This is a genomic window from Mesorhizobium sp. M8A.F.Ca.ET.208.01.1.1 (assembly GCF_004791315.1).
In the GTDB taxonomy this organism is placed as follows: Bacteria; Pseudomonadota; Alphaproteobacteria; order Rhizobiales; family Rhizobiaceae; genus Mesorhizobium.
In genome coordinates this window covers 377980-400186 of record NZ_SRUT01000005.1, presented here as the reverse complement: position 1 = coordinate 400186, position 22207 = coordinate 377980, and the positions used below count along the sequence as shown (strand labels likewise).

At 59.3% G+C, this 22207-nt stretch carries 18 protein-coding genes; 3 read left to right on the top strand and 15 right to left on the bottom strand.

Features of this window, described 5'->3' with window-relative positions:
- Positions 1 to 406: 406 nt before the first annotated feature.
- Both EN851_RS23835 and EN851_RS23830 read right to left on the bottom strand, forming a co-directional pair.
- Entirely contained in the window at positions 407 to 784 is a 378-nt protein-coding gene (locus EN851_RS23835) for an ABC transporter permease subunit (protein WP_210234938.1), read from the bottom strand.
- Positions 765 to 1388 (bottom strand): FMN-dependent NADH-azoreductase, encoded by a 624-nt coding sequence (locus tag EN851_RS23830; protein ID WP_135930091.1) that lies wholly within the window; start codon positions 1386 to 1388, stop codon positions 765 to 767. Before EN851_RS23830 ends, EN851_RS23835 begins: the two co-directional genes overlap by 20 nt.
- A 118-nt stretch (positions 1389 to 1506) precedes the next feature.
- Here EN851_RS23830 and EN851_RS23825 point away from each other — a divergent pair, with 118 nt between their 5' ends.
- Entirely contained in the window at positions 1507 to 2454 is a 948-nt protein-coding gene (locus tag EN851_RS23825) for a LysR family transcriptional regulator (protein ID WP_135930090.1), read from the top strand.
- A 566-nt stretch (positions 2455 to 3020) separates the two neighbouring features.
- Positions 3021 to 4190, top strand: coding sequence for an MFS transporter (locus EN851_RS23820; RefSeq protein ID WP_189521922.1), 1170 nt, complete (start codon positions 3021 to 3023; stop codon positions 4188 to 4190).
- A 268-nt stretch (positions 4191 to 4458) separates the two neighbouring features.
- On the opposite strand, the gene EN851_RS23815 is transcribed toward EN851_RS23820, so the two are convergent.
- From EN851_RS23815 to EN851_RS23800, 4 genes are all read right to left on the bottom strand, one after another.
- Positions 4459 to 5874 (bottom strand): FAD-linked oxidase C-terminal domain-containing protein, encoded by a 1416-nt coding sequence (locus tag EN851_RS23815; protein ID WP_210234937.1) that lies wholly within the window; start codon positions 5872 to 5874, stop codon positions 4459 to 4461.
- A gap of 82 nt (positions 5875 to 5956) precedes the next feature.
- Positions 5957 to 6829, bottom strand: a complete 873-nt coding sequence (locus EN851_RS23810) for a carbohydrate ABC transporter permease (protein ID WP_135930088.1) — start codon at positions 6827 to 6829, stop codon at positions 5957 to 5959.
- Positions 6819 to 7715: a sugar ABC transporter permease gene (locus EN851_RS23805; RefSeq protein ID WP_135920543.1), complete on the bottom strand. Its 897-nt coding sequence runs from the start codon at positions 7713 to 7715 to the stop codon at positions 6819 to 6821. The genes EN851_RS23810 and EN851_RS23805 overlap by 11 nt, the downstream gene beginning before the upstream one ends.
- Before the next feature lie 90 nt (positions 7716 to 7805).
- Entirely contained in the window at positions 7806 to 9059 is a 1254-nt protein-coding gene (locus EN851_RS23800) for an ABC transporter substrate-binding protein (protein ID WP_135930087.1), read from the bottom strand.
- Positions 9060 to 9445: 386 nt separating this feature from the next.
- Between EN851_RS23800 and EN851_RS23795 the strand changes: the two genes are divergently transcribed.
- Complete coding sequence (locus EN851_RS23795; RefSeq protein WP_189521921.1) at positions 9446 to 10318, top strand: dihydrodipicolinate synthase family protein; 873 nt, start codon at positions 9446 to 9448, stop codon at positions 10316 to 10318.
- A 93-nt stretch (positions 10319 to 10411) separates the two neighbouring features.
- Here the strand turns inward: EN851_RS23795 and EN851_RS23790 are convergent, their stop codons facing one another.
- The 9 genes from EN851_RS23790 to EN851_RS23750 all read right to left on the bottom strand — a co-directional run bounded on the left by EN851_RS23790 (position 10412) and on the right by EN851_RS23750 (position 22074).
- Positions 10412 to 11221 (bottom strand): IclR family transcriptional regulator, encoded by an 810-nt coding sequence (locus tag EN851_RS23790; protein WP_245520797.1) that lies wholly within the window; start codon positions 11219 to 11221, stop codon positions 10412 to 10414.
- Positions 11222 to 11523: 302 nt separating this feature from the next.
- On the bottom strand, positions 11524 to 12939 hold the full coding sequence (locus EN851_RS23785) for an aspartate ammonia-lyase (protein WP_135930084.1): 1416 nt from the start codon (positions 12937 to 12939) through the stop codon (positions 11524 to 11526).
- A gap of 95 nt (positions 12940 to 13034) precedes the next feature.
- A complete protein-coding gene (locus EN851_RS23780; RefSeq protein WP_135930083.1) occupies positions 13035 to 14531 on the bottom strand; it encodes a GMC family oxidoreductase in 1497 nt (498 codons plus the stop codon).
- A 9-nt stretch (positions 14532 to 14540) separates the two neighbouring features.
- Entirely contained in the window at positions 14541 to 15641 is a 1101-nt protein-coding gene (ugpC, locus tag EN851_RS23775; protein ID WP_127870961.1) for a sn-glycerol-3-phosphate ABC transporter ATP-binding protein UgpC, read from the bottom strand.
- A 4-nt stretch (positions 15642 to 15645) separates the two neighbouring features.
- A complete protein-coding gene (locus tag EN851_RS23770) occupies positions 15646 to 16566 on the bottom strand; it encodes a carbohydrate ABC transporter permease (RefSeq protein WP_245511668.1) in 921 nt (306 codons plus the stop codon).
- Positions 16556 to 17452, bottom strand: a complete 897-nt coding sequence (locus tag EN851_RS23765) for a sugar ABC transporter permease (protein ID WP_127870960.1) — start codon at positions 17450 to 17452, stop codon at positions 16556 to 16558. Before EN851_RS23765 ends, EN851_RS23770 begins: the two co-directional genes overlap by 11 nt.
- Positions 17453 to 17541: 89 nt before the next feature.
- The gene (locus tag EN851_RS23760) at positions 17542 to 18795 is read right to left on the bottom strand and encodes an ABC transporter substrate-binding protein (protein WP_189521920.1); all 1254 of its coding nucleotides are present in this window, start codon (positions 18793 to 18795) and stop codon (positions 17542 to 17544) included.
- 65 nt (positions 18796 to 18860) lie between these two features.
- Positions 18861 to 20171, bottom strand: a complete 1311-nt coding sequence (gene hisD, locus EN851_RS23755) for a histidinol dehydrogenase (protein ID WP_127870959.1) — start codon at positions 20169 to 20171, stop codon at positions 18861 to 18863.
- 100 nt (positions 20172 to 20271) lie between these two features.
- The gene (locus EN851_RS23750; protein WP_135930082.1) at positions 20272 to 22074 is read right to left on the bottom strand and encodes a thiamine pyrophosphate-binding protein; all 1803 of its coding nucleotides are present in this window, start codon (positions 22072 to 22074) and stop codon (positions 20272 to 20274) included.
- Positions 22075 to 22207: the final 133 nt, after the last annotated feature.

The following is a 22207-nucleotide window of genomic DNA, read 5'->3' as shown; positions in this document are numbered from 1 at the left end:
GCGAGAATTCCCCTCGAGTTCGCTCTATCACTTATGGACTGCGGTCGTCGAGCTTCGCCAGCAGTCCGACTTCGAGTCTCCCCCAGAGTGCGGAGAGAGGTTGGTAATAAGGTATTGATGTCTTTGTCACAGGCGGCGAACTTGCGCGGCGCTCTCGAAGCCGACCGGACCGTCGCGAGCGTCGTTGGCGGTCGTTACCGTCAGGGCGCGCATTTCCGTGACAGCACGGCTCATCGGCCGCGCGGGCCTCCCTCATGATCGCGACCAGCACATCGAACAGGTCTGCCTTCCGGGGTCGGTTCCAGCTGGGCGCGAAATGACACCCTAAGCTTGCCCTAACGAGAGGCTTCGTTTCGCAACGCTCGGCCTCGGCGGCAGTGTTCATCTGAGTGCTGAAACTCCGGACTCAACGCATCCTGTTGATCTTCTTACGCAGCCACCCTGAGCCGATTTCGGCCAGCAGCACGAGCCCGACAATCACCAACAAGATCGCGGCGACGCGCGTACTCTCCATCTGCTGCGTGGTGCGCTTCAAGTACCAGCCCATGCCACTGCCACCGAAGAAGCCGACCACTGTCGCGGCACGGAAGGCGACGTCCCAGGTGTAGATGGCGATGCCGGTGAAGGCCACGCGGATCTGCGGGATGACGGCGTACCGGAACACCTGAAGCGGGCTTGCTCCGACCGAACGCATGGCGTCGACAGGGCCCATGTCGATCGCCTCCAGTTCGTCGGAGAACAGCTTGCCGGCGAAACCGACGAAATCAAGCTGCCATGCTGGCAACCAGCGGGGAAACGGCCTCAAGAGCACCGCTCATGGAGTGGGCGCGGGCATCGTCGCCGCGCGACATGTTTTCCGCCCGGATGAAATCGAGGTCCTTGATGCCGATGAAGCCGAAAGCCGTTTTGAGATAGTTCTCCTGGAAGTCCATGGAGGCCAGCGGACCGGAAAGATAAGAACCTCCGCGCGTCGAAACGATCACCACCTTCTTGCCGCTGGCAAGTCCGATCGGACCATTCTCGGTATAGCGGAAGGTCTTGCCGGGCTGGATGACGCGATCGAGCCACGCCTTGAGCTGGCTGGCGACCGAGAAGTTGTACATCGGAGCCCCGACGACAATCACATCGCTTGCCATCAACTCGCTTACAAGCGCCTCCGAACGGGCATGTTCCCGGCGCGTCGCCTCATCGAATACATGGAAGGCAAGCGGGCGAAACCCTGCCCCGATGGGCCCGTCCAGATGGGGAACGGCGTCTTCGACGAGGTCGTGATAGGTCACCGCCGCGCCCGGATGCTGATTGAGCAGGTTCGCCACCACAGCTTTCGTCAGCGTGCGGGAAGCGGACCCCACGCCCTGGATGCTTGAGTCGAGATGAAGAATTTGCATGGCATTTGGCTCCGTTCACGTGTTGAGCCATACCTATGCCGGCGCATCGGTGTTGCACCAGTGAGTCAAATAGCACAGATTGTTCTACTGGTGAGACAATCAAGGGCCGGAAATCCCCGTGGATGACCTCAACGAACTGACCGTGTTTGCTGCTGTCGCGCGTCACGGTAGCTTTTCGTCGGCGGCGCTTGCCCTCGGCATTCCCAAATCGCGCGTCAGCCGGCGCATAGCAGCACTGGAGGCCCGCCTCGGCGTTCGGCTGCTGCAGCGATCGACCCGCTCGGTCAATCTCACCTCCGTGGGGCAGGAATTCCTCAAGCACTGCAATGAAATGATCAATGCCGCCCGCATGGCTTTCGAGATCGCCGAGCAGGCCGGTGAGACGCCGGCAGGCCGCCTGCGGGTAAGTTGCCCTGTGGGGCTTGCCCACGTTTTCATCGCGCCAGTGCTTTGGAAATTCATGCGGGCTCATCCGGCCGTGAGACTGGACCTCGATCTGACAAACCGGCGCGTCGATCTTATCGCGGAAGGTTATGACATCGCGTTGCGAGTCCGCTCGACGGTCGAGGATTCCCAATTGATGATCAGGCGGTTGGGGATCAGTGAGCAGTGGCTCGTGGCGGGTCCTGAATTTGTCGCATCTCACGGTCCCTTCGACGCACCCCGTTCCATGCACCTGCAAAGAGGACTTGGTCCGGCCGGGGTGAGGGGCGAACGGAATCTATGGCACCTTACTGCGCCTGACGGCCAGGCCTTCGACGTCGAATATGTACCGGCGCTCGCTACCGATGACATCAATATGCTCGGCCAGGCGGCTCTGGCGGGAATGGGCATTGCTCAATTGCCACGCAATCTCTGTGGAGATGCCGTCCGTACAGGCCGGCTGGTCAGGCTGTTGCCCGACCATTCGTTGCCGGCGCATCAGCTCCACGCCATATTCCCGTCCAGGCGCGGCCTTGTGCCAGCCGTCCGCGCCTTTCTCGATTTCCTCGGCCACGAATTGCCGCTGTTGATCGCCAAAATCGAGGACGGCTACGCTTCGGTTCCGGAGATGACGGTTCGCTGACTTTGTAGCTCGTCTCTCCAATAGCAGCTTCGAATTCAGGTTTTCGGCAGGACGTCGATCATCATCCTTGCAAAGCGCATCTTGGGTGATCTCCACTGGCATACCTCGACAGCGAAGGCGGCGTCGGAACCACCAGCAGGTCGGCTCGATCGGCCATGGCGAAGAACTCAGATCATTTCGGGCAGCATCAGAAATGCGCGAAACCAAGGATTCCCGTTACAATCCTATACCTGGTGAAGGTGCGTTTCGCCGTGCTCGCATGCCGTTGAAGGGCGGCAATAAAACAATATCTAATGACATCCCTCGAGCTCATATTCTCGAAATGACGTTTCCCGTGCTTCAAATCGCGCATGCAAAGCTCTGGCTGCGAAATCGTGCTGTGGCCACCCAGATGTAAATATAAGTGCGCTGAGCGGACCAGCACGTGATGCATGCAGGCGTTCTCAGCGTGTATCCAAAAGTTCCACCCTCATAGATGAGGCGGGCAGTCGGAATGCGTTGGCCTGAGCCCGACATACCGTCGGGTGGCATTGACCGAGGCGCGAGGCGCTACCGGAGACGAAGCCGTGTTAGAAATTCCGAAGCGCTTCGCAGACCAACCTGCTTGGGCCTCAATAAACGACCGCAAGAGCCGCACGGCGATCTTTTCCATCTTCTTCCTACATGGCTGCATCTTCGGTACCTGGTCTTCACTTGTGCCGACAATCAAGGCGCGTCTCTCAATACCAGACAGTCAATTCGGCTGGTCGCTGTTCATGATTGTCGTGGGATCACTCTTCGCAATGCTGGCGAGCCGGTCGCTCATCGCTCGTTTCGGCAGCAAACAAGTGGTTCGGGTGTCGGCGCCGCTTCTGCTGGCGACGGTCGTGCTGGCCTCGTTCACGAATGTCCCAGCTCTGTTCCCCCTGGTCCTGCTGATGCTGGGACTTGCCGGCAATTTCATGGACGTCGCCATGAACGCGCAGGCGGTCGAGGCAGAGCGTGCATCACAAAAGGCCCTCATGTCCACATTCCACGCCATGTGGAGCCTTGGCGGACTTACAGGTGCTGCCTCGGGTGGCCTGCTTGTCAAATTTGCGGGGAGTTCGTTGGGCGCGCTAATAGCCGCGGCATTGCTTTCTATTCTTTTCCTGGCGAACCAGAGCAAGCTTCTTGCCGCAAGGCCCAGTGACGGCGCTGCGACAGCCTGGCCAATCAGCCCAAAGTGGCTGCTTGTTGTTGCAGGCCTGCTCGCCGGTGCGTGTATGTCGACAGACGCTGCGGTCCGTGACTGGGGCCCCCTCTACCTCACTGGCCATTTCGCGCTCGATTTCAGCTTCTCGGGACTTGGCTACGCGGCGTTCGCAAGCTCCATGGCAATCTGCCGGCTGGCTGGCGATCGCGCCAGGACGTTCATGGGTGAAAAGCAACTTCTTGCAATCTCGACAGGCCTCGTGATTGTCGGCCTCTCGATTGTCGCCTTTGCCAAGATCGTGCCTGTGGCGCTGTTCGGATTTGTCCTGTTGGGCATCGGCGTGTCGAATATCTTCCCCACTTTGTTGAGCATGGCGGGACGACGCGGCGATGCGTCGAACATAGTGGTCGTCTTCGCGACGGGTTACATCGTTGCCTTGGCCGCGGCGCCCAGCTTCGGGGTCCTCGCCGAGGCGACCTCCTTGGCCAACATCTATCTGCTGCTGGCCGGGATGTTTCTGTTTGCCGGAACGGCTTTCGTCCGTGTCGCCAACCGCTTCTGAATTGCGGGGCTTCGTCCCGCTCAATCGCCGCCATGGCTCGAAAATGTAGCTGTCAGTTCGGGTCCTAGCGATCGGCGTCTGACGTCATTCATCAAGGCGGTTTCGCGAGCATTCGCGGATTGCCACCTTACAGGGAGCGAGCGCGAACCGGAATTTAATGCCGTGCCGGGAGCTACAGGCTTGGTTCTCTTGAAGTCCCCGCAGTTAATGGCCGAAATGCAGCCCTCCCGCACCTAAGCGCCTGTGGCTTTACATCGCGTCAGCAAGGTCAGGACGTCCTGGAGCCCCGCGGAGCCAACCCGGGAATGAGTTTGCCGGGATTCATGATGCCGTTCGGGTCAAAAAGACCCTTGATAGCGCGCATGATGTCCAGGGCTGGCCCATGTTCGGCTTCCATGTATCTGAGTTTGCCCAATCCTATGCCATGTTCCCCGGAGCAGGTCCCTTCCATTGCCAGGGCGCGATAGGCCAAGCGGGAACTGATGCCGCTCGCGATCTCGTATTCTTCCTGGCTATCCGGATCGATCACCAGACCAAGGTGGAAGTTCCCGTCTCCCGCATGTCCGTTCAGACACACGAAGAACGGGGCCGTTTCGATGTCGGCCTTGGTTTCCACGACACATTCGGTCAGGCGGGAGATCGGCACACAAGCATCCGTCGGCATCACTTTCGCGCCGGGCCGGCTGGCCAACAAGGCATTGTGCATGCGATGGCGCGCGCGCCACAGCGCAGCCCGGCTCTCCTGATCCCTGGCCCAGCGAAACTCGCCTCCGCCCATTTCCGTGGATATCGCCCCGACAGTGGCTATCTGTTCGGCAATGGCTTGGGACGCGCCGGCGAATTCGAAAAACAAGGTAGGCCGTATTTCATAATCGAGCTTGAAGTACTCGACGCATGCCCGCATGGCCGGCTCGTCCATCAACTCCGCTCGCGCAATCGGCAAGCCCAGCTGAATTATTTGAGTGACCGTATCGACCGCGGCCTTTAAAGATGGATAGCCGCACACGGCCGCAACCGTCTCCTCTGGGACGCCATGCACGCGGATGGTGAGTTGCGTGATGATGCCGAGAGTGCCTTCCGAGCCGATGAAAAGCTTGGTCAGGTCGTAGCCTGTCGACGATTTCCGAGCCCGGCTCCCCGTCTTGATGACCCGCCCATCGGGCAATACCACACGCAAGGACAGTACGTTCTCGCGGATCGTTCCATAGCGCACGGCATTGGTGCCGGACGCACGCGTAGCTGCCATCCCGCCAATCGTTGCCTCCGCGCCGGGATCGATGGGGAAAAACAGCCCCAGATCCTTCAGATGCCTATCAAGCGCCTGTCGCGTAACGCCAGGTTCGATGACCACGTCCAGATCGTCGGGATGCACAGCAAGTATTCGATTCATGCGGCTGACATCTAGGCTTACTCCGCCGTGGACGGCGCTCAAATGGCCTTCCAACGACGTTCCGGCTCCGAAGGGAATGACCGCTACGCGATGGGCATTGGCGTTCTTGAGGATCGCCGCGACCTCCGCTTCGCTCTCGGCAAAGCAGACGGCGTCTGGTGCTTCAACCGCGTGGAACCCCTCTCCACCGCAGTGCTGCTGCCTGAGCGCCGTGTTGGTGGTGAAGCGGTCGACAAGCAGCTTTGCGATCTCTTGGACAAAGGCAGTCGGCAGCGGCTGCTTCGACACTGACATTGGAAATCCCATCGACTGAGTATGCCTGTGCTGGCTCATTTGACCGGTTGGAGAGATCGCAGGCTGGCTGTTGGCGGCGCGATTATCCTTTGACCGCGCCGGCCGTCAGGCCCCGGACGAAGTACCTTCCGGACAGGACATAGACGATCAGCGTCGGAAGCGCGGCTATCAGTGCCGCCGCCATGTCCACGTTATACTGCTTGCGCCCAAGGGTTACGTTCACGACGTTGTTCAATGCAACAGTGATCGGTGAACTTCCACCGGCGGAAAACGATACGCCAAACAGGAAATCGTTCCATATCGACGTGAACTGCCAGATGCAGCACACAACGGCGATAGGAATGGCCGTAGGCAGGGCAATGCTGAAGAATATCCTGAAGAAGCCAGCGCCGTCGACCAAAGCCGCCTTGGTCAACTCATCAGGGAACGAGACAAAGTAGTTCCTGAAAAACATTGTCGTGAATGCGATACCATAGACCGTGTGAACCAGTATGAGGCCCGCGGTGGACCCCGACAAATGCAACATGCCGAGCACTCGTGCAATAGGCAGCAGGACCGCTTGCAGCGGAAGGAAGCACCCAAACAACATGAAGGCGAAGAAAAGGTCTGATCCGCGGAATTTCCACTTGGCCAGCGTGTAGCCATTGATGGCGCCGATGGCCGTGGACACGAAAACCGCCGGGACAGTAATGATCAGCGAGTTCAGAAAGAAGGGCGAAAGGCCGACACAGTTGGTGCCGATACAAGCCGTGCTCCAGGCTTTCGACCACGCTTCGAACGTGAATTGCTTTGGGAGGCCGATAAGCGAGCCGGAATAGATTTCATCCAGTGGCTTGAACGACGTAATCAACATGACCCAGAGCGGCACCAGGTAGAGCGTAGCCAGGAAAGCCAGGCAGCCATAGACCAACAGCCTGCCGCCGTAGCGCTCGAATTTGCGCATCTTAATGATCATTGGCTGGCTTCCGAAGTTCGGTGTAAAGATACGGAACGATAATCGCCACCACCGCGGCCAGCATCATCATCGCGCTCGCCGCGCCGACTGCCATCTGGTTTCTTTCGAACGTCGCGGAAAACATGAACATCGACGGCATCTCGGTTGCCCCGCCCGGCCCGCCATTCGTCAGGGCGAATGTGAGGTCGAACGTCTTGATGGCGATCTGGCCAAGCAGGACGACGACGCTGAGAAACGCCGGTCGAAGCATCGGCACGACGACGCTGACATAGATGCGGACCTGAGAAGCGCCCTCCATCTGAGCGGCTTTTATGATCGAATTGTCGATCCCCCTCAGGCCGGCGAGAAAAATGGCCATCGCGAAGCCGGACGACTGCCATACCGCGGCAATGACGACGGTGTAGAGGGCGTAGTTGGGATTCACCAGCCAATCGAATGTGAAGGAGGTCCAGCCCCAGCTCCGAACCACATTCTGGATGCCGAGACCGGGGTTCAAGACCCATTTCCAGGCGACGCCGGAAACGATGAATGACAGCGCCATCGGATAGAGGAAGACGGTTCTGAGAAAGCCTTCCGCCCGAATTCGCTGATCGAGGAGAATGGCGATGAAAAGGCCAAAGAAAGTCGCGATCGACAGGTAAAGTGCCGAGAAGATAAACAAGTTCTTGACGGCTATGTACCACCGCGGGGTCGACCAAAGACGGATGAACTGCTCCAGACCCACAAAATCGTATATCGGCATCACCCTGGATGAACTAAGCGAAATACTTGCAGTCCACGCGATGAATCCGTACGTAATTACGAGTATAATCAATCCGCTCGGAGCCAGAATGATTTTTGGCAACTGGGCGGCGAAGTATCGCTTGATATCCGTCCTTCGAACCATGTCATTCCTCGAATTGCCCGGCCAATTCAGGTTCAAGCAGAACGCCAGCCGGAAGGCCATCGGCGGCCTTCCGGTCGTTGTCAATCACGCCTAACGAGCGTTATCGATTTCGTCAGCGAGAAGCGTCACCGCATCTTGCGCGCTCATGTCCGACACGAAGAACTTCCCTGCAACTTCCTTGAAAATCGCAGCGAATTGAGGTTCGGCGGCATAGCCGCCAGACAGGGTGCCGAGGAACGATTTGTTGTCGATCGCCGTCTTGAGGTCCGCTGCGGCCTGCTTGGCGCAGTCGTCAAACTTCGACATGTCGACACCGAGCCGAGGCGGGATCGACCCCTTGATCAAGTTGAACTTTATCTGCACTTCCGGATCGAGGATCACCTTGACCAGTTTGTCCTGCGCGGCCCGAAGGTTCGGATCGGTGGTCTCGAACATGCTGAACGAGTCCATCGCCCAAAGGAAATTCGGCGTTGACGTGGGGGTCGGGAAACACAGGAAGTCCACGCCGGGCTTCAGGTTCTTTGCGAGAAACTCGCCCTTCGCCCAATCCCCCATGATCTGCATGCCGGCTTTACCGCTCGCCACCATTTCACTCGCAACAGCCCAGTCACGGCCGACAAAATTGTCATCGACGAGACCCCTTACCTGGCGCAGCTTTTCGAAAACCTTGACCATTTCCGGGCTGCGAATGGCCTTGTCGTCAACCTTGAGCGCGACCCGCGTGTAAAACTCGGGTCCATTCAAATCGATGATAAGGCTGTCGAAGATTTTGGCGACCTGCCATGCCTCGTCGCTGGCTGCCAGAGGGATGATACCCGCCTTGCGCAACTTTTCGCCCGACGCGATAAGCTCGTCCCAGGTTTTCGGAATGCCTATACCCGCGGCGTCGAACGCCTTCTTGTTTGCCCAGATCCAGTTGGAACGATGCAGATTGATCGGCACCTCGACCCACTTGCCGTCGGGCGCCGCAAGACGCTTATAGTCGGGCGGGATCAAGTCAGCGCCGCCATTCGCGGTTTCCAAATCGGTCAGGTCCCGCAGAACGCCTTCCTTGGCCCAGGTCGAGGCGTCGTAGCCCAGCATCTGCATCGCGCCCGGTGGGTTGCCGGCGACGATTCGTGCGCGGAGCGATTGCTCCGCATTGACACCATTTGCTCCACCTATAGCGGCGTCCTTCCAGATGACACCGCGCTTTTCCAGCTCCTGCTTGATCGTATTGACCGCGGCCACTTCGCTGTCGGACACCCAATGGTGAATGACCTCAATGGACTTTTCTTCCGCTTGGGCCGTGGCAGACATCATGCCGCATATGGCGGCGCCCAGTAACAGAGTCCGACTACGCATTTCCTCTCCCCAACTATCTCCGAATTGCGATGAGTACAGAGCGCTTGCAACCTGCGTCCCGCGCCTGCCCCGGTAAGCTCGCCATGTAGGTTTTCCGCTCACCGGTATAGAGGTTCATACAACGGAACAGTGCCAGCAATTGCGCACTCGGCAGGAAACTGACGCTATGTGATGCACAAAGGCGCAGCCACTGCGACAGCGAAGGATTTCCAGCAGAATCACTCATCGAAATTCTTCTTGACAAAGGCTCTACGGCAGAGCGATTTTGCGCTAGTCAATATACAGTTTCATTGAATGAAACATCGGCGGCCGCCCGAGCACATCATCGACGCCGGGGCCGAGCGGTCCGCTGGTTTCACAACGATCCCTCTCAGCAGGAAATGCAAATGGTTGAAGCACTAAGGCGCGAAGAAGTCAGAGGCGTCATTACACCGATCGTCACGCCGTTTAACCGCGATGAGACAATCGATTTCGAATGCTTTGAACGCGAACTTTCGTTCATGGAAGCATCCGGCATCAGGGTAATCATCATTGGCGGCAGCACCGGATCCGGCAACGAGCTGAACGCCGAGGAGCTGGCGAGCTTGATCCGCACCGCGACGACCAAGAGCAATCTGCGCGTCATCGCCGGCATCATCCCCGATACGACCAAGGACGCCATTCACCGGTCTCTGCTTGCGAAAGAGGCAGGCGCCGCCGCGTTGCTACTCTGCCCACCGACTTACAACGGCATGACAGACGAATCGGCGCTTGCATTTATCACAGATGTGGCTGCCGCATCCGAGTTGCCAATCGTCTTTTACGACCACTTCAATTATTCCGTCGATCTCTTGAAGACGATTGCTCGCCTGCCTGAAGTCATTGCAATCAAGTGTGTATTCCAGAACATAGGGGAGCTTGTGCAGACTGTCGGCGATCACGTGACTATAGCTGCCGGCTATGACCCGATCACACTTGCCGGCTATGTGATGGGCGCGGAGGCTTCGATCTGCGGCGTTCACGCGGTATTGCCGAAGCAGAACGTCGATATCTATCGGGCGTTCAAGGACGGCAATATCGCAAAAGCGATGCAGTTGACCAAAGCCATCGGCCCGATTTGCCGCGAAGTCAGTCAGGCAACCAATTTTCCCACCCGCATAAAGTACGCGATCGGCATGCTTGGCCGGGATGTCGGGACGCCCATCCGTCCGCTGGACCGGATTGGCGAAACTGATAAAGCGGCCATCGACGACGCTCTCAGGGTCGCCGGACTGCGATAAGAAGATTTTCTGGGCGGGTCGTCTCACTCTCGAGGTAGACGATCCCGCCTCTCTACAGTACGCGATTTTTCCGCTAGCGATGGCGTCCGATTCTCAAGCGCCGACGCGGGAATCCCTTCTGCCGGGGAATCCAATTGCTCGCGACAGTTGCGCAGTAACCTCGACCAGATGGGCCCCCACGGACGGGATCGCATCGTCAACAACGCGGGTCGTCGGACCGGAGATGCTAATTGCTCCGATCGGTCGACCCGAGGCATCGAATATCGCTGCCCCGACACACCTGCTGCCTATCGTGGCCTCTTCATTGTCCACGGCGTAACCAAGTTCGACGATCTCCGGCAATTCGGCCAGGACCTTGGCTGCGCTGGTCAATGTCCGCGGCGTGTAACGGTCAAAACTGCACCGCTGAAGCAACCGGTTGGCCTCGTCGCGATCGAGCCACGCCAATATGCTTTTGGACAGGGATGACGCATGCCAGGGATTCACTGAACCAACCGCCCCGCCCTGCCTCAGCATCTGTGTTGTCTCGATACTGTCGACGACCACGACTTCCTGGCGGACCAGCAGTGCCAGGTTTATGGTTTCATTGAAGTGTTCATACAATTTCTGCAGATAAGGGCGAGCCACGGCGCGAATGTCACGGCGGTGCAACGCTTTCTGTCCCAGCATGAACAGGTCGATACCCAAGGTGTAGCCGTTTCCGTCGACACGCTCGATAACCCCATGGCCGGCCAGGCTTGCCAGATATCGCAACGTCGTTGGTTTACCGAGGTCAACCTCCCTGGCAATCGCGGATAGAGACATTGGCGCTTCCGCCTTCTCCAGGACGCGCAAGATCGCCATAGTCCGATCAACAGCATCGAAACGCACTTTCTCGGTCAGGTTTTGTGATGGTTCTGTCAACGAGCCAACTCCGAATGAGCGCATGGGCAGAAGCCAGCAAAATTGGCCGTTGCCTAAGTCAGCAAGCGCTCAATCAGAGATATTCAGTGCTGAAGCGGTCCCGCTGCCCCAATGCCCGAACGGGAAACCTCGACAATGGGTGAAGCGACTCGTATTTTACACCTGCCAAACAACGATATCACTCACCGAAACATCAGGCAACACAGTCGAACAAGAGTCGATGATTGTCTGACCGCCACCCGACGCGCAGGGCGCCGGCCTTTTCCTTCTCTATCGTTTATCGCAGCGAGGCCGATTGCGCTTCAAGCCGAGGCGGCGTTCGAGAGACCCGCGAACTCGGCACTGTTACCGAATATCTGCTCAATTTGTTCAGGCAGCAGAACACCCTCGTCTTCAACGAGCTGGCGCAAATTTCTCTTGCCCGCCAAAGCCCGCTTCGACAGTTCGGCCGCCTTGCTGTAGCCGATGAGCTTCGCCAATGGCGTGGCCAAGGCTAGGGATTGGTCCAGCAAGGCTTTGCAACGATCCTCGTCGACTTCGATCCCGTCGACGCAGCGCTCTTTGAAGATCCGCATTCCCCTCGTCAACAACCGCATGGATTGCAGGATGTTCAAGACGATCACCGGCTCCATCGCATTCAACTGGAGCTGCCCGGCGCTCGCGGCGAGCGTCACGGCAAGATCATTCCCAATGACCTGGAAACTGAGCTGATTCATCATCTCCGGAATGACCGGGTTGATCTTGCCGGGCATGATGGAAGAGCCGGCCTGTACCGGAGGCAAACGTATCTCCCCGAGGCCGCCGAGCGGTCCGCTGCTGAGCAGGCGCAGATCGTTGCAGATCTTGGTCAGCTTGACCGCAATGCGCTTGAGCATGCCTGAAAAGGACACAAAACCGCCGGTGTCGGACGTTGCCTCGATGAAGTTGCGAGCGGCGATAAGCTGGATCCCGGATATCTGCGACAGATGACGGCAAGCGATGCCGGGGAACTCGCGGGGCACGTTGATCGACGTGCCGATCGCCGATCCGCCCAGGTTGATTTCCAGCAACAACCTCGATGCCGATTGAAGCTGGATGATGTCCTCGTCGATCAGTTCGGCAAAGGCCCCGAACTCCTGCCCGACTGTCATCGGAACGGCATCCTGAAGCTGAGTTCTGCCCACCTTCAGAGCATTTGCGTGCTGCAGCGCTTTCGCGCGGAAGGCCTCACGCAAACCGACCTGTGCGGATACCAGCCCCTCGCAGGCTCGCAAAACCGTGAGGCGGATCGCGGTCGGATACACATCGTTGGTCGACTGGGAGAGGTTTACGTCGTCGTTGGGGTGGAGTCTTGTATAGTCGCCAACGGCTGCGCCGAGCTTGATCAAGGCCAGGTTCGTCACAACTTCGTTGACGTTCATGTTCGTGGACGTGCCGGCTCCGCCCTGCATCATATCCACGGGGAAATTCTCTTCGATCGCACGGAGTCCGATCAGTTCGTCACAGGCGTCCGATATGGCCTCTGTCTTTTCGGGCGAAAGCAGGCCGAGTTCCATGTTCGCCAGGCCGGCGGCCTTTTTCACCATGGCCATCGACTGGATGAGCTCGGGGAAATCCCTCAGGCGCAGCCCGGATACATCAAAGTTCTGTTCCGCCCGACGGGTGTGCACGCCGTAGAGCACATTGCCAGGGATAGCGAGCGGTCCGATCAGATCGGATTCGATGCGTTCGACAAACATGATTGCTACCTCTCTCAGCACAAAATCCCGGCACGACGCACCGCCTCAGCGCTTTCCTCTGGACGACCGTCGGTCCGACGGCCGCAGGTGACCCTTCACCTCTGCCTTATTGCGGCGCCAGCCTTGATGGCGAGGGCCGCGACGGTCAGTGCGGGATTCACAGCCGCCGATGTAGGCAGCACCGAAGCATCGGTTACATAGAGGTTTGAGATTTCGTGCGAACGGCAATCCGTGGACACGACCGACGTCTGCGGATCGTTTCCAAGTCTGGCGGTGCCGCACTGATGCGAGGTCGTCTTCCTGCCGAAGGTTCGGGTGAGCACGATCGGGAAGCCAGCCGTGCGCATGATGTGACGCGTCTTGCGGATGAGGGTCTCGTGCGCCCGCATGTTGCTGCGCACCCAATGCATGACGATGCGGCCGTTGCTGACCGTGACGCGGCTGTCGGGATTGGGCAGGTCCTCGCTGGTCAGGAACCAGCCATAGCAATTGCGGGCAATCAGTCCGGCCAGCCAGCGCGGCAGCAATGGTGCGTTGGCCTTCAGGATGTTTCCCGTAATGTGTCCAAGCAACTGGACGTTTCCCAGCGGAAATCCGGTCTCCGGATCGGCATTGTAGAAGTCGTTGAACGCAAGCGTCTTCTGATAAACCGATGTATTAGCGGATAGCGGATCGATCGCCAGCATGGCGGTGGTGTTGTGGTTCATGAAATTGCGGCCGAGTTGGTCGGAGCCGTTGGCCAGCCCGCGCCGGTGCGCGGCATTGGCAGACCGCAACAGCAGCGCCGCGGTCTGGACGGCGCCGGCCGCAACGGCGAAAACGCCAGCGCTGATGCGCTGCTCAACGCCATCCTTCACAAACACCGCGGCAATCACCTGCTGACCGGCCGGATCAGTCTCCAGGCGCAAGACATTGGCCCCAGTCAAGAGGCTGACGTTGCCATGCTTGAGCGCCGCCGCCAGCGGGCCGGCCTCGGCATCGATCTTGCCGGATCCGGTATTGGGAAACGCATCCCATCCGGTCTTGGCGCGGCGAAGCCATTCATCGATGTCAATGGCCAGAGGAAGACTGGATGGATGAACGCCTGCCTTGTTCAGGCGAGCGCGCACAGCGGCGATGGCCGGCTCGTCCTGCACCGGGGGAAAGCGGTAGGGGCTTGAGCGCGGCGGCTCGGTCGGATCCTGTGAGGCATCGCCGCGCACCTTGAAGATCGTCTCGGCCCGCTCGTACCACGGCTCGAGTTCGTTATAGGTGATTGGCCACCCTGGCGAGGCGCCATCCATGTGAGGGCGAGGCGAGAAATCTTCCAGTCTGTAGCGGTACAAGACCGCGCCAAAGAACTTGGAATTACCGCCGACATAGTAATAATTGCCCGGAAGGAAGGCCTCGCCGTCGGTCCCAACCCACTCTTCGCTCGATCGGTAAAATCCCTTGAGGAATATCGCTTTGTCGTCGCGCGCCTCGGGGGTATCCCGAAGGTGCTCGCCACGTTCCAGGATTACGATGCGCCTGCCGCTATCGGCAAGGCTGTAGGCCAGGGACGCGCCTCCGATCCCTGACCCGATGATGACGATATCTGCTGTCTGATCCAAGTCGGCGCCTCAATCTATTCGTTGTTCGGTCTCAGCATCGAACAGCACGATCTTGGCAGTTTCGACAGCGAGGGTCGCGGGCGTGCGGGCTGCGACGGCCCGTGGTGGCACGCGCGCCGTGACCTCGACGCCGCCTGCCTGGAACAGGGCAAGCGTGTCGGGTCCGGTGGGCTCGACAACGTCGATGTTTACTGACAACTTTTCCGCAGACTGCGCGCCGGCGACGCTGAAAAGTTCAGGACGGATCCCGACAAGGACACTGCGCCCGGCGTATTTGGCAGCCGCCTGCGATGAGACCGGAATTCCGGCGAGTTGAGTTGGCGCCGCTCCAGGGATGTCGATCACAGCCACCGCGCGACCTTCTTTCACCTCGAGCTTCGCCGGAATGATGTTCATCGATGGCGAGCCAACGAACTTGGCCACGTACACGTTTGCCGGCCGGTCGTAGACCGACTGCGGATCGTCGAGGTGCTGGACCACGCCGTCCTTCATCACGGCGACGCGCGTTGCGAGCGTCATGGCCTCGATCTGGTCGTGGGTGACGTATACGATGGTTGTTCCCAATCGTGCGTGGAGACGCTTGATCTCCGTGCGCATGTCGACGCGTAACTTGGCGTCCAGGTTGGAGAGAGGTTCGTCGAACAAGAACAGCTTGGGTTGACGCACGATCGCGCGACCCATCGCTACACGCTGTCGCTGGCCACCGGACAGTTGCGACGGCTTCCTCTCCAAAAGATGTGTCATCTGGAGCAGGTCGGCCGCGGTCTTCACGGCTTTATCCCGCTCGGCCTGCGACACTCCGCGTATCTTCATGCCGAACTCGATGTTCTGGCGCACGGTCATCGTGGGGTACAGCGCGTAGGACTGGAACACCATCGCGATATCCCGGTCTTTCGGCGAGAGGTCGTTGACGACCTTGCCGGCGATACGGATTTCTCCGCCCGATATCTCTTCCAGGCCCGCGATCATGTTGAGCAGGGTGGACTTGCCGCAGCCCGAAGGGCCGAGCAGTACCAGGAAGTCACCGGTTCCGATGGAGATGCTGACCTCTTTCAGAACTTCGAGGTCACCATAGAGCTTGCGGGCACGATCGATTTCAAGAGTTGACATAGCATCAGCCTTTCACGGCGCCGGCGGTAAGGCCGCGCACGAAATATCGTCCAGCGACGACGTAGACAAAAAGGGTCGGCAGCGCGGCGATCATGGCGGCAGCCATGTCGACGTTGTATTCCTTGCGCCCCATCGAGACGTTGACGATGTTGTTGAGGGCTACGGTGATGGGGGCATTCTCACCGGCGGTGAATGAGGCACCAAACAGGTAGTCGTTCCAGATCTGGGTGAACTGCCAGATGCAGGACACGACGATGATCGGCAGGGCCGCCGGCAGCATGATCGATACGAAGATCCTGATGAAGCCGGCACCGTCGATCTTCGCCGCCCTGACAAGTTCATCGGGAATGCTGACGAAATAGTTGCGGAAGAAGAGTGTCGTGAACGCGATGCCGTAGACCGTGTGGACCAGAACGAGCCCCGGCAGAGACCCGGCGAGACCAAGGATTCCCAAAGTTTGCGCCATGGGAAGAATCACGGCTTGAAAAGGCAGGAAGCAACCGAACAACAGCAGCCCGAAAATCACGTTTGAGCCGGGAAACCGCCATTTGGTAATGACGTAGCCGTTGATCGCGCCGATGCCGGTCGACATGATCACGGCCGGGATCGTCAACAGCAGCGAGTTGATGAAATAGGGTTTCAGTCCTTTGCAGGCGGTCCCGTTGCATGCCTCCGACCAGGCGGTGCGCCAGGCGTCGAAGGTGATTTGCTGCGGCAGACCGATAAAAGAGCCGGCATAGATCTCGTCCAGATGCTTCACCGAAGTGGTGATCATCACCCACAGCGGCATCAGGTAGAACGCGGCCATGAAGAACAGGCTGCCGTAGATGACGGCACGACCGATTCGATGCTGCCGACGGAAGGATGCGGCTTTAGTAGCCAAAGGCGCGGGATTGGTGGCCAAGGACGCGGTATTAGTGGCCATCGCGGGTCTCCTTCAGCTCTGAATAGAGATACGGAACGATGATCGCGGCGACGGTCATCAGCATCATCATCGCACTGGCTGCACCGACGCCCATCTGGTCACGCCGGAAGGTGGCGGAGTACATGAAGGTGGAAGGCATTTCGGTCGCGGAACCGGGGCCGGTGTTGGTTAGCGCCAGAATGAGATCGAAGCTCTTGATTGCGATATAGCTGAGCAGGACGATCACGCTCAGGAAGGCGGGGCGCAGCATCGGCACGACGATGGTCCGGTAGATCCGCGGCAGGCTTGCACCCTCGATCTGGGCGGCCTTGATGACCGAATTGTCGATGCCGCGCAGGCCCGCCAGAAAGATCGCCATGGCGAAGCCGGTCGATTGCCATACAGCGGCAATCACCACGCAATAGATCGCGAAGGTCGGTTGTGCGATCCAGTCAAACACGAAGCTGGTCCAGCCCAAATCATTGACCACTTTCTGCACGCCCAGAGCGGGGTTGAGAATCCACTTCCAGGCCGTGCCGGTGACGATGAAGGACAGCGCCATCGGATAGAGAAAAATCGCCCGCAATGTGCCTTCAACGCGGATCTTCTGATCGAGAAGGATTGCCATCAACAGTCCGAGGCCGGTTGTCAGTGCCAGGAACAGTGTTGAAAAGACGAACAGGTTGAACACCGCCGTGTGCCAGCGCGGCGTCGACCACAGACGGACATACTGGTTCAGGCCGACGAAATCGTATTTCGGCACGATCATGGAAGACGAGAGCGAAATCCAACCCGTCCAGCAGATGAACAGGTAGACCGCAACCAGCACAACCAAGAGGCTGGGCGCCAACACCAGCCGTGGCAACCAATTCTCGATACGGTTCGACAAAGGGGTGGATCTGCTCATCGGCTTGCCCTCAGGTTGGGTCAATGGAGCTGCGAGGAAGCGCTGCCGGGACCTCATGGGAGGCATTGCCCCGGCAGCGAACGCACGCCTCAACGTGCGTTGTTGATCCCGTCGACCAGGGATTTGACCGCGTCTTCCGCGCTCATATCGGTGACGAAAAACTTTCCGACGACGTCCTGGAACACGCCGGAGAACCGGGGCTCGACGGCAAAGCCGTCGGTGAGCGATCCGTAGATGGCGTTGTTCTTTATGGCAGCGACGCGGTCCGAAAAGCTGCGCTTGGCGCAGTCGTCAAAATCGTCCATCGCCACATCGAGACGAGCCGGGATCGAGCCCTTGATCAGATTGAACTTCTTCTGAACCTCGGGGTCCATGATCGCTTCGGCGACCGCGTCCTGCCCTTTTTCGATATCGGCATTTTTGATCTTGAAGCCGCCGAAAGTATCGAACACGAACTTGTAGTTCGGCGTTGCGGTCGGTGTCGGGAAGCAAAGGAAATCGACACCCGGCTTCATCCCCTTGGCAAGGAATTCGCCCTTCGCCCAGTCGCCCATGATCTGCATGCCTGCCTGGCCGTTGGCGACCAGATTGGTCGCAGCCGCCCAGTCACGGCCGGTGAAGCCGGCGTCATGCAAACCACGCACCTTGCCCAGCAGTTCAAACGTCTTGATCATCTCCGGGCTGGACAGCGCCGTTTCATCGAGATCGATAGCGGCTTTCTTGTAGAAATCCGGGCCGTTCACGTCGATGAGCATGGACTCGAACAGCTCTTCGATCTGCCAGCTCTCGTCGCTCATTGCGATCGGCGTAACGCCAATCGCCTTCAGCTTTTCGGCACTGGCAATAAGCTCGTCCCAGGTTGTGGGAATGGCGATTCCGGCCTTGTCGAAGACGGCCTTGTTCGCCCAAACCCAGTTCTGGCGATGCATGTTGATTGGGGTCGAGAAGAAGGTGTCATCCTGCTGCAGGAATTGCAGCATCACCGGCGGAAGGGCGGCTTTCCAGTTGTTCTTGGCATACAGGGCATTCAGCGAACGCAGCACGCCTTCCTTGGCCCAGCCCAGTCCTTCGAAGCCGAGGAACTGCATCACCGCAGGCGGATTGCCGGCGGCGACACGAGTGCGCAGTGCCTGCTGGGCATTGGCGCCGTTGGCGCCGCCGACCGCGCTATCCTGCCATTCGAAGCCCATGGTCTTGAGCTTGTCGGTAATCACCTTCAGGGCCCCGACCTCGCTGGCCGACGTCCAGACATGCAGGCCTTCGATTTTGGTCTGTGCCATTGCCTGACCCGCAATGGGCATTCCCAGCGCGGCGGCGAGCAGCATTCTCTTGAGTTTGGTCATCGTTATTCCCCTGTTGAGGTTTGAAATGCCCGGTCGCATTTTCGCTGTTATCGGGCGGGTTGGAGTCAGCTTGGATCAGCCGGCATGGCGTAGCCGACGTTCTTTCTGCCGTAGCGGCGGACCCGGATGTTGGCTTGTTCGGCATGCCCCGCGAACCCTTCCATCAGGCACAGACGCGAGCCGTACTCACCGATCAGGGCCGAGGCCTCGTCGGTCAGGATGCGCTGATAGGTGCAGGTCTTGAGGAACTTGCCGACCCAGAGTCCGCCGGTGTAGCGCGCGGCCTTGTTGGTGGGCAGCGTATGGTTGGTGCCGATGACCTTGTCGCCAAACGACACGTTCGTGCGGGCACCCAGAAACAGAGCGCCGTAGTTCTTCATCTTCTCAAGGAAGTAGTCCGGATCACGTGTCATGACCTGGACATGCTCCGAGGCGATGCGATCGGCCTCGGCCACCATCTCGTCGATCGTATCGCACAGGATGATCTCGCCGAAATCCTCCCAGGCCTTGGCCGCGACAGCCGCGGTCGGCAGGATTTTCAGCAAACGCTCGATTTCATCCAGCGTGTCGCGGGCAAGTTTTTCGGAATTGGTGATCAGCAAGGCAGGCGAGTTGACGCCATGCTCCGCCTGGCCAAGCAGATCCGTGGCCACGATCTCACCGTCGGCACTGTCGTCGGCAATCACCAGCGTCTCGGTCGGACCGGCGAAAAGGTCGATGCCGACCTTGCCGAACAGCAGCCGTTTGGCTTCTGCCACGTAGGCATTGCCCGGGCCGGCCAGAATATCGACGGGAGCGATCGTCTCGGTGCCGTAGGCCATGGCGGCGATCGCCTGGACGCCGCCTAGGCAGTAGATTTCGTCCGCACCGGCGAGGGCCTGGGCGGCGACAATCTTCTCGGCGATCTTGCCCTGAAACGGAGGGGCGCAAGTGATGACGCGCTCGCAGCCAGCCACTCGGGCGGTCAAGACGGTCATGTGGGCCGACGCAAGCAGCGGATATTTGCCGCCCGGGACATAGCATCCGACATTCTGGATCGGGACGTTCTTGTGACCCAGAACGACTCCCGGCAGCGTTTCGATCTCCAGATCGAGAAGGGTCGCGCGCTGGGCTTCGGCGAACCTGCGAACCTGGTCCTGCGCGAAATCGAGATCCTCGCGTTCGCGCTTGGTCAACGCGTTGATGCATCCGTCGATCTCGGCCTTGGTCAGGCGATAGTCATCCCTGTCAAACTTGTCGAAGCGGACGGATAATTCGCGCACCGCCTTGTCGCCGCCCTTCTCGACCTGGGCCAGCAAGGCCTGAACCGTCGCAGTGACTGCCGGCTGACCATCGTCTGCGACACTGCCTCGGGCGGACTTGACGGTGCGTATCATGACAATAACTCTTCGTTCGCGAGCGCGTGGGCGCCGCATCCTCAACGAGATGGGTGGTGAAGTGTGAGGACGGGGCCGGCCCGCCCTCAGGTCGATCCTGCTACAGGTGCTGCTCGCGGGCGCGCATCTCGGCGTAGCCGGCCTGTTCCTTTTCGTAGTAGGCCGGCGACGGGAAATCCCACCAGCCGGTCGCGAACGGTCCCGCCGCGTCGCGCGAGACAATGACCTCGACGAGAGCCGGGCCGCCGCATTCCAGAGCTGCCTTCAGGCTGCTTTCGAGATCTTCATCCTTCTCGACTTTCCAGGCTTCGAGCCCGAATGCGCGGGCGGAGGCCGTGATATCGGCAGAGTAAGGCTGGCCATTGCCGGAATGATGGGTAAATTCGGAAGCGATGTGACGGCCCATGAACTTGCGCTGGCCACCGCGGATCGACATGTAGCCCGAGTTGTTCAACACGAGGAACACCACATTGATGCCGTTCATCACGGCGGTGCCCATTTCGGGCAGCGACATCATGAAGTCGCCGTCGCCAACGATCGCCACGACCTGACGATCCGGGCATGCGAGCTTGGCGCCCAACGCCGCCGGCACCGCCCAGCCCATCGGCGAATAGGAGCCGGAGGTCAGATGAGTGCGCGGCTCGTAGACCGGGAAGCTTTGCTTCACCGAACCCTGGGTGTTGCCCGAACCGACAACCACGATACCATCGCGGTCGAGGACCTTGCGCAAAGCGACCAGGGGGCGCTGCGACGTGAAGGGCGTTTCGCGGCTGTTTTCGCGCGGCGACACCAGAGCGATCCAGTCAGCCTTCGCTTTCTGAACGTCGGCCAGGAACGTCTCGCGTTTCGCCAAGGCCTTCTTTGCATCTGCCTCCGAGATCAACGCCAGGATTGCCTCCAACGCCACCTTTGCGTCGGAAACAATGCCCACCTCGGTCGGATAGGTTTTGCCAATCTCGCGCGGGTCAAGATCGATGTGGATCAGCTTGCCCGGGGGGATCGAGAACGAAACGCCCTTGGCGTAGGAAGAAGCCGACCAATCTGTGAAGCGGCAACCGACGGAGATCACGACGTCCGCGGACGCGGTGATCTTGTTGCCGCAGGTCGTGCCGGTCTGGCCGACCGCGCCGATGAAGAGCTCATGATCTTCCGAGATGGCGCCCTTGCCGTTCCAGGTGATTGAAACCGCCGCGCCGAGCTGCTCGGCCAAACGCGTCAATTCATTCGAAGCGTTGGCCGTGATGGCGCCGCCACCGGCGACGATGACCGGCCGTTCGGCAGTCAACAGAAGCTTTACCGCCGCCTCGATCGCGCTCGGATCCGGGTGGGCCACACCGATCGGCAGGCGCTTGTCCAGCGGATGAATGGTAACGTCCGCCGCCTCGACCTGCACGTCCATCGGTACCTCGACATGCACGGGGCCCGGACGACCGGTGAGCATCTCGTTGAAGGCGCGATGCATGATGCTCGGCAGAACCTCGACGGATTGCGCCTGCCAGGCGCGCTTGGTCACCTGCTCGGTGATGCGCGCAAAGGCGTTGTCCTGCTGGCGCTCGATCTCCTGCATGGTGCCGTGGCCATGCATGTAAGTCTGTGGCGAGCCCGAGACATAGAACAACGAAGTGGAGTCGCAGTAGGCTGTTGCAAGACCAATGATCGTGTTGGTGGCGCCGGGCCCGACCGACGTCGAACATGCCATGGGCTTGCCGCTGGCGCGGAAATAGCCGTCCGCCATATGAACGGCGCTCTGTTCATGCATGACCTGGATAAAGGGCAGTTGCGAGCCTTCCTCTAGAAAAGCATCGAACAGGGCCCAGATGCCATGTCCAGGTACGCCAGCCACATATTCGACGCCATATTCCTTGAGCGCTCTTGCGACGATCTGCCCACCGGTCAGTTTCATTGTTCGACCCTCTTATGTTTTGGCTTACGAGGCGTTGCGAGATATGCTCCTCGTCCATGCTTTCAATAAGCAGCCATGGAAGGCCTTGCGACAAGTTCGCAGGGTACGTTTATTTGAAGCAATGTGACGCGCT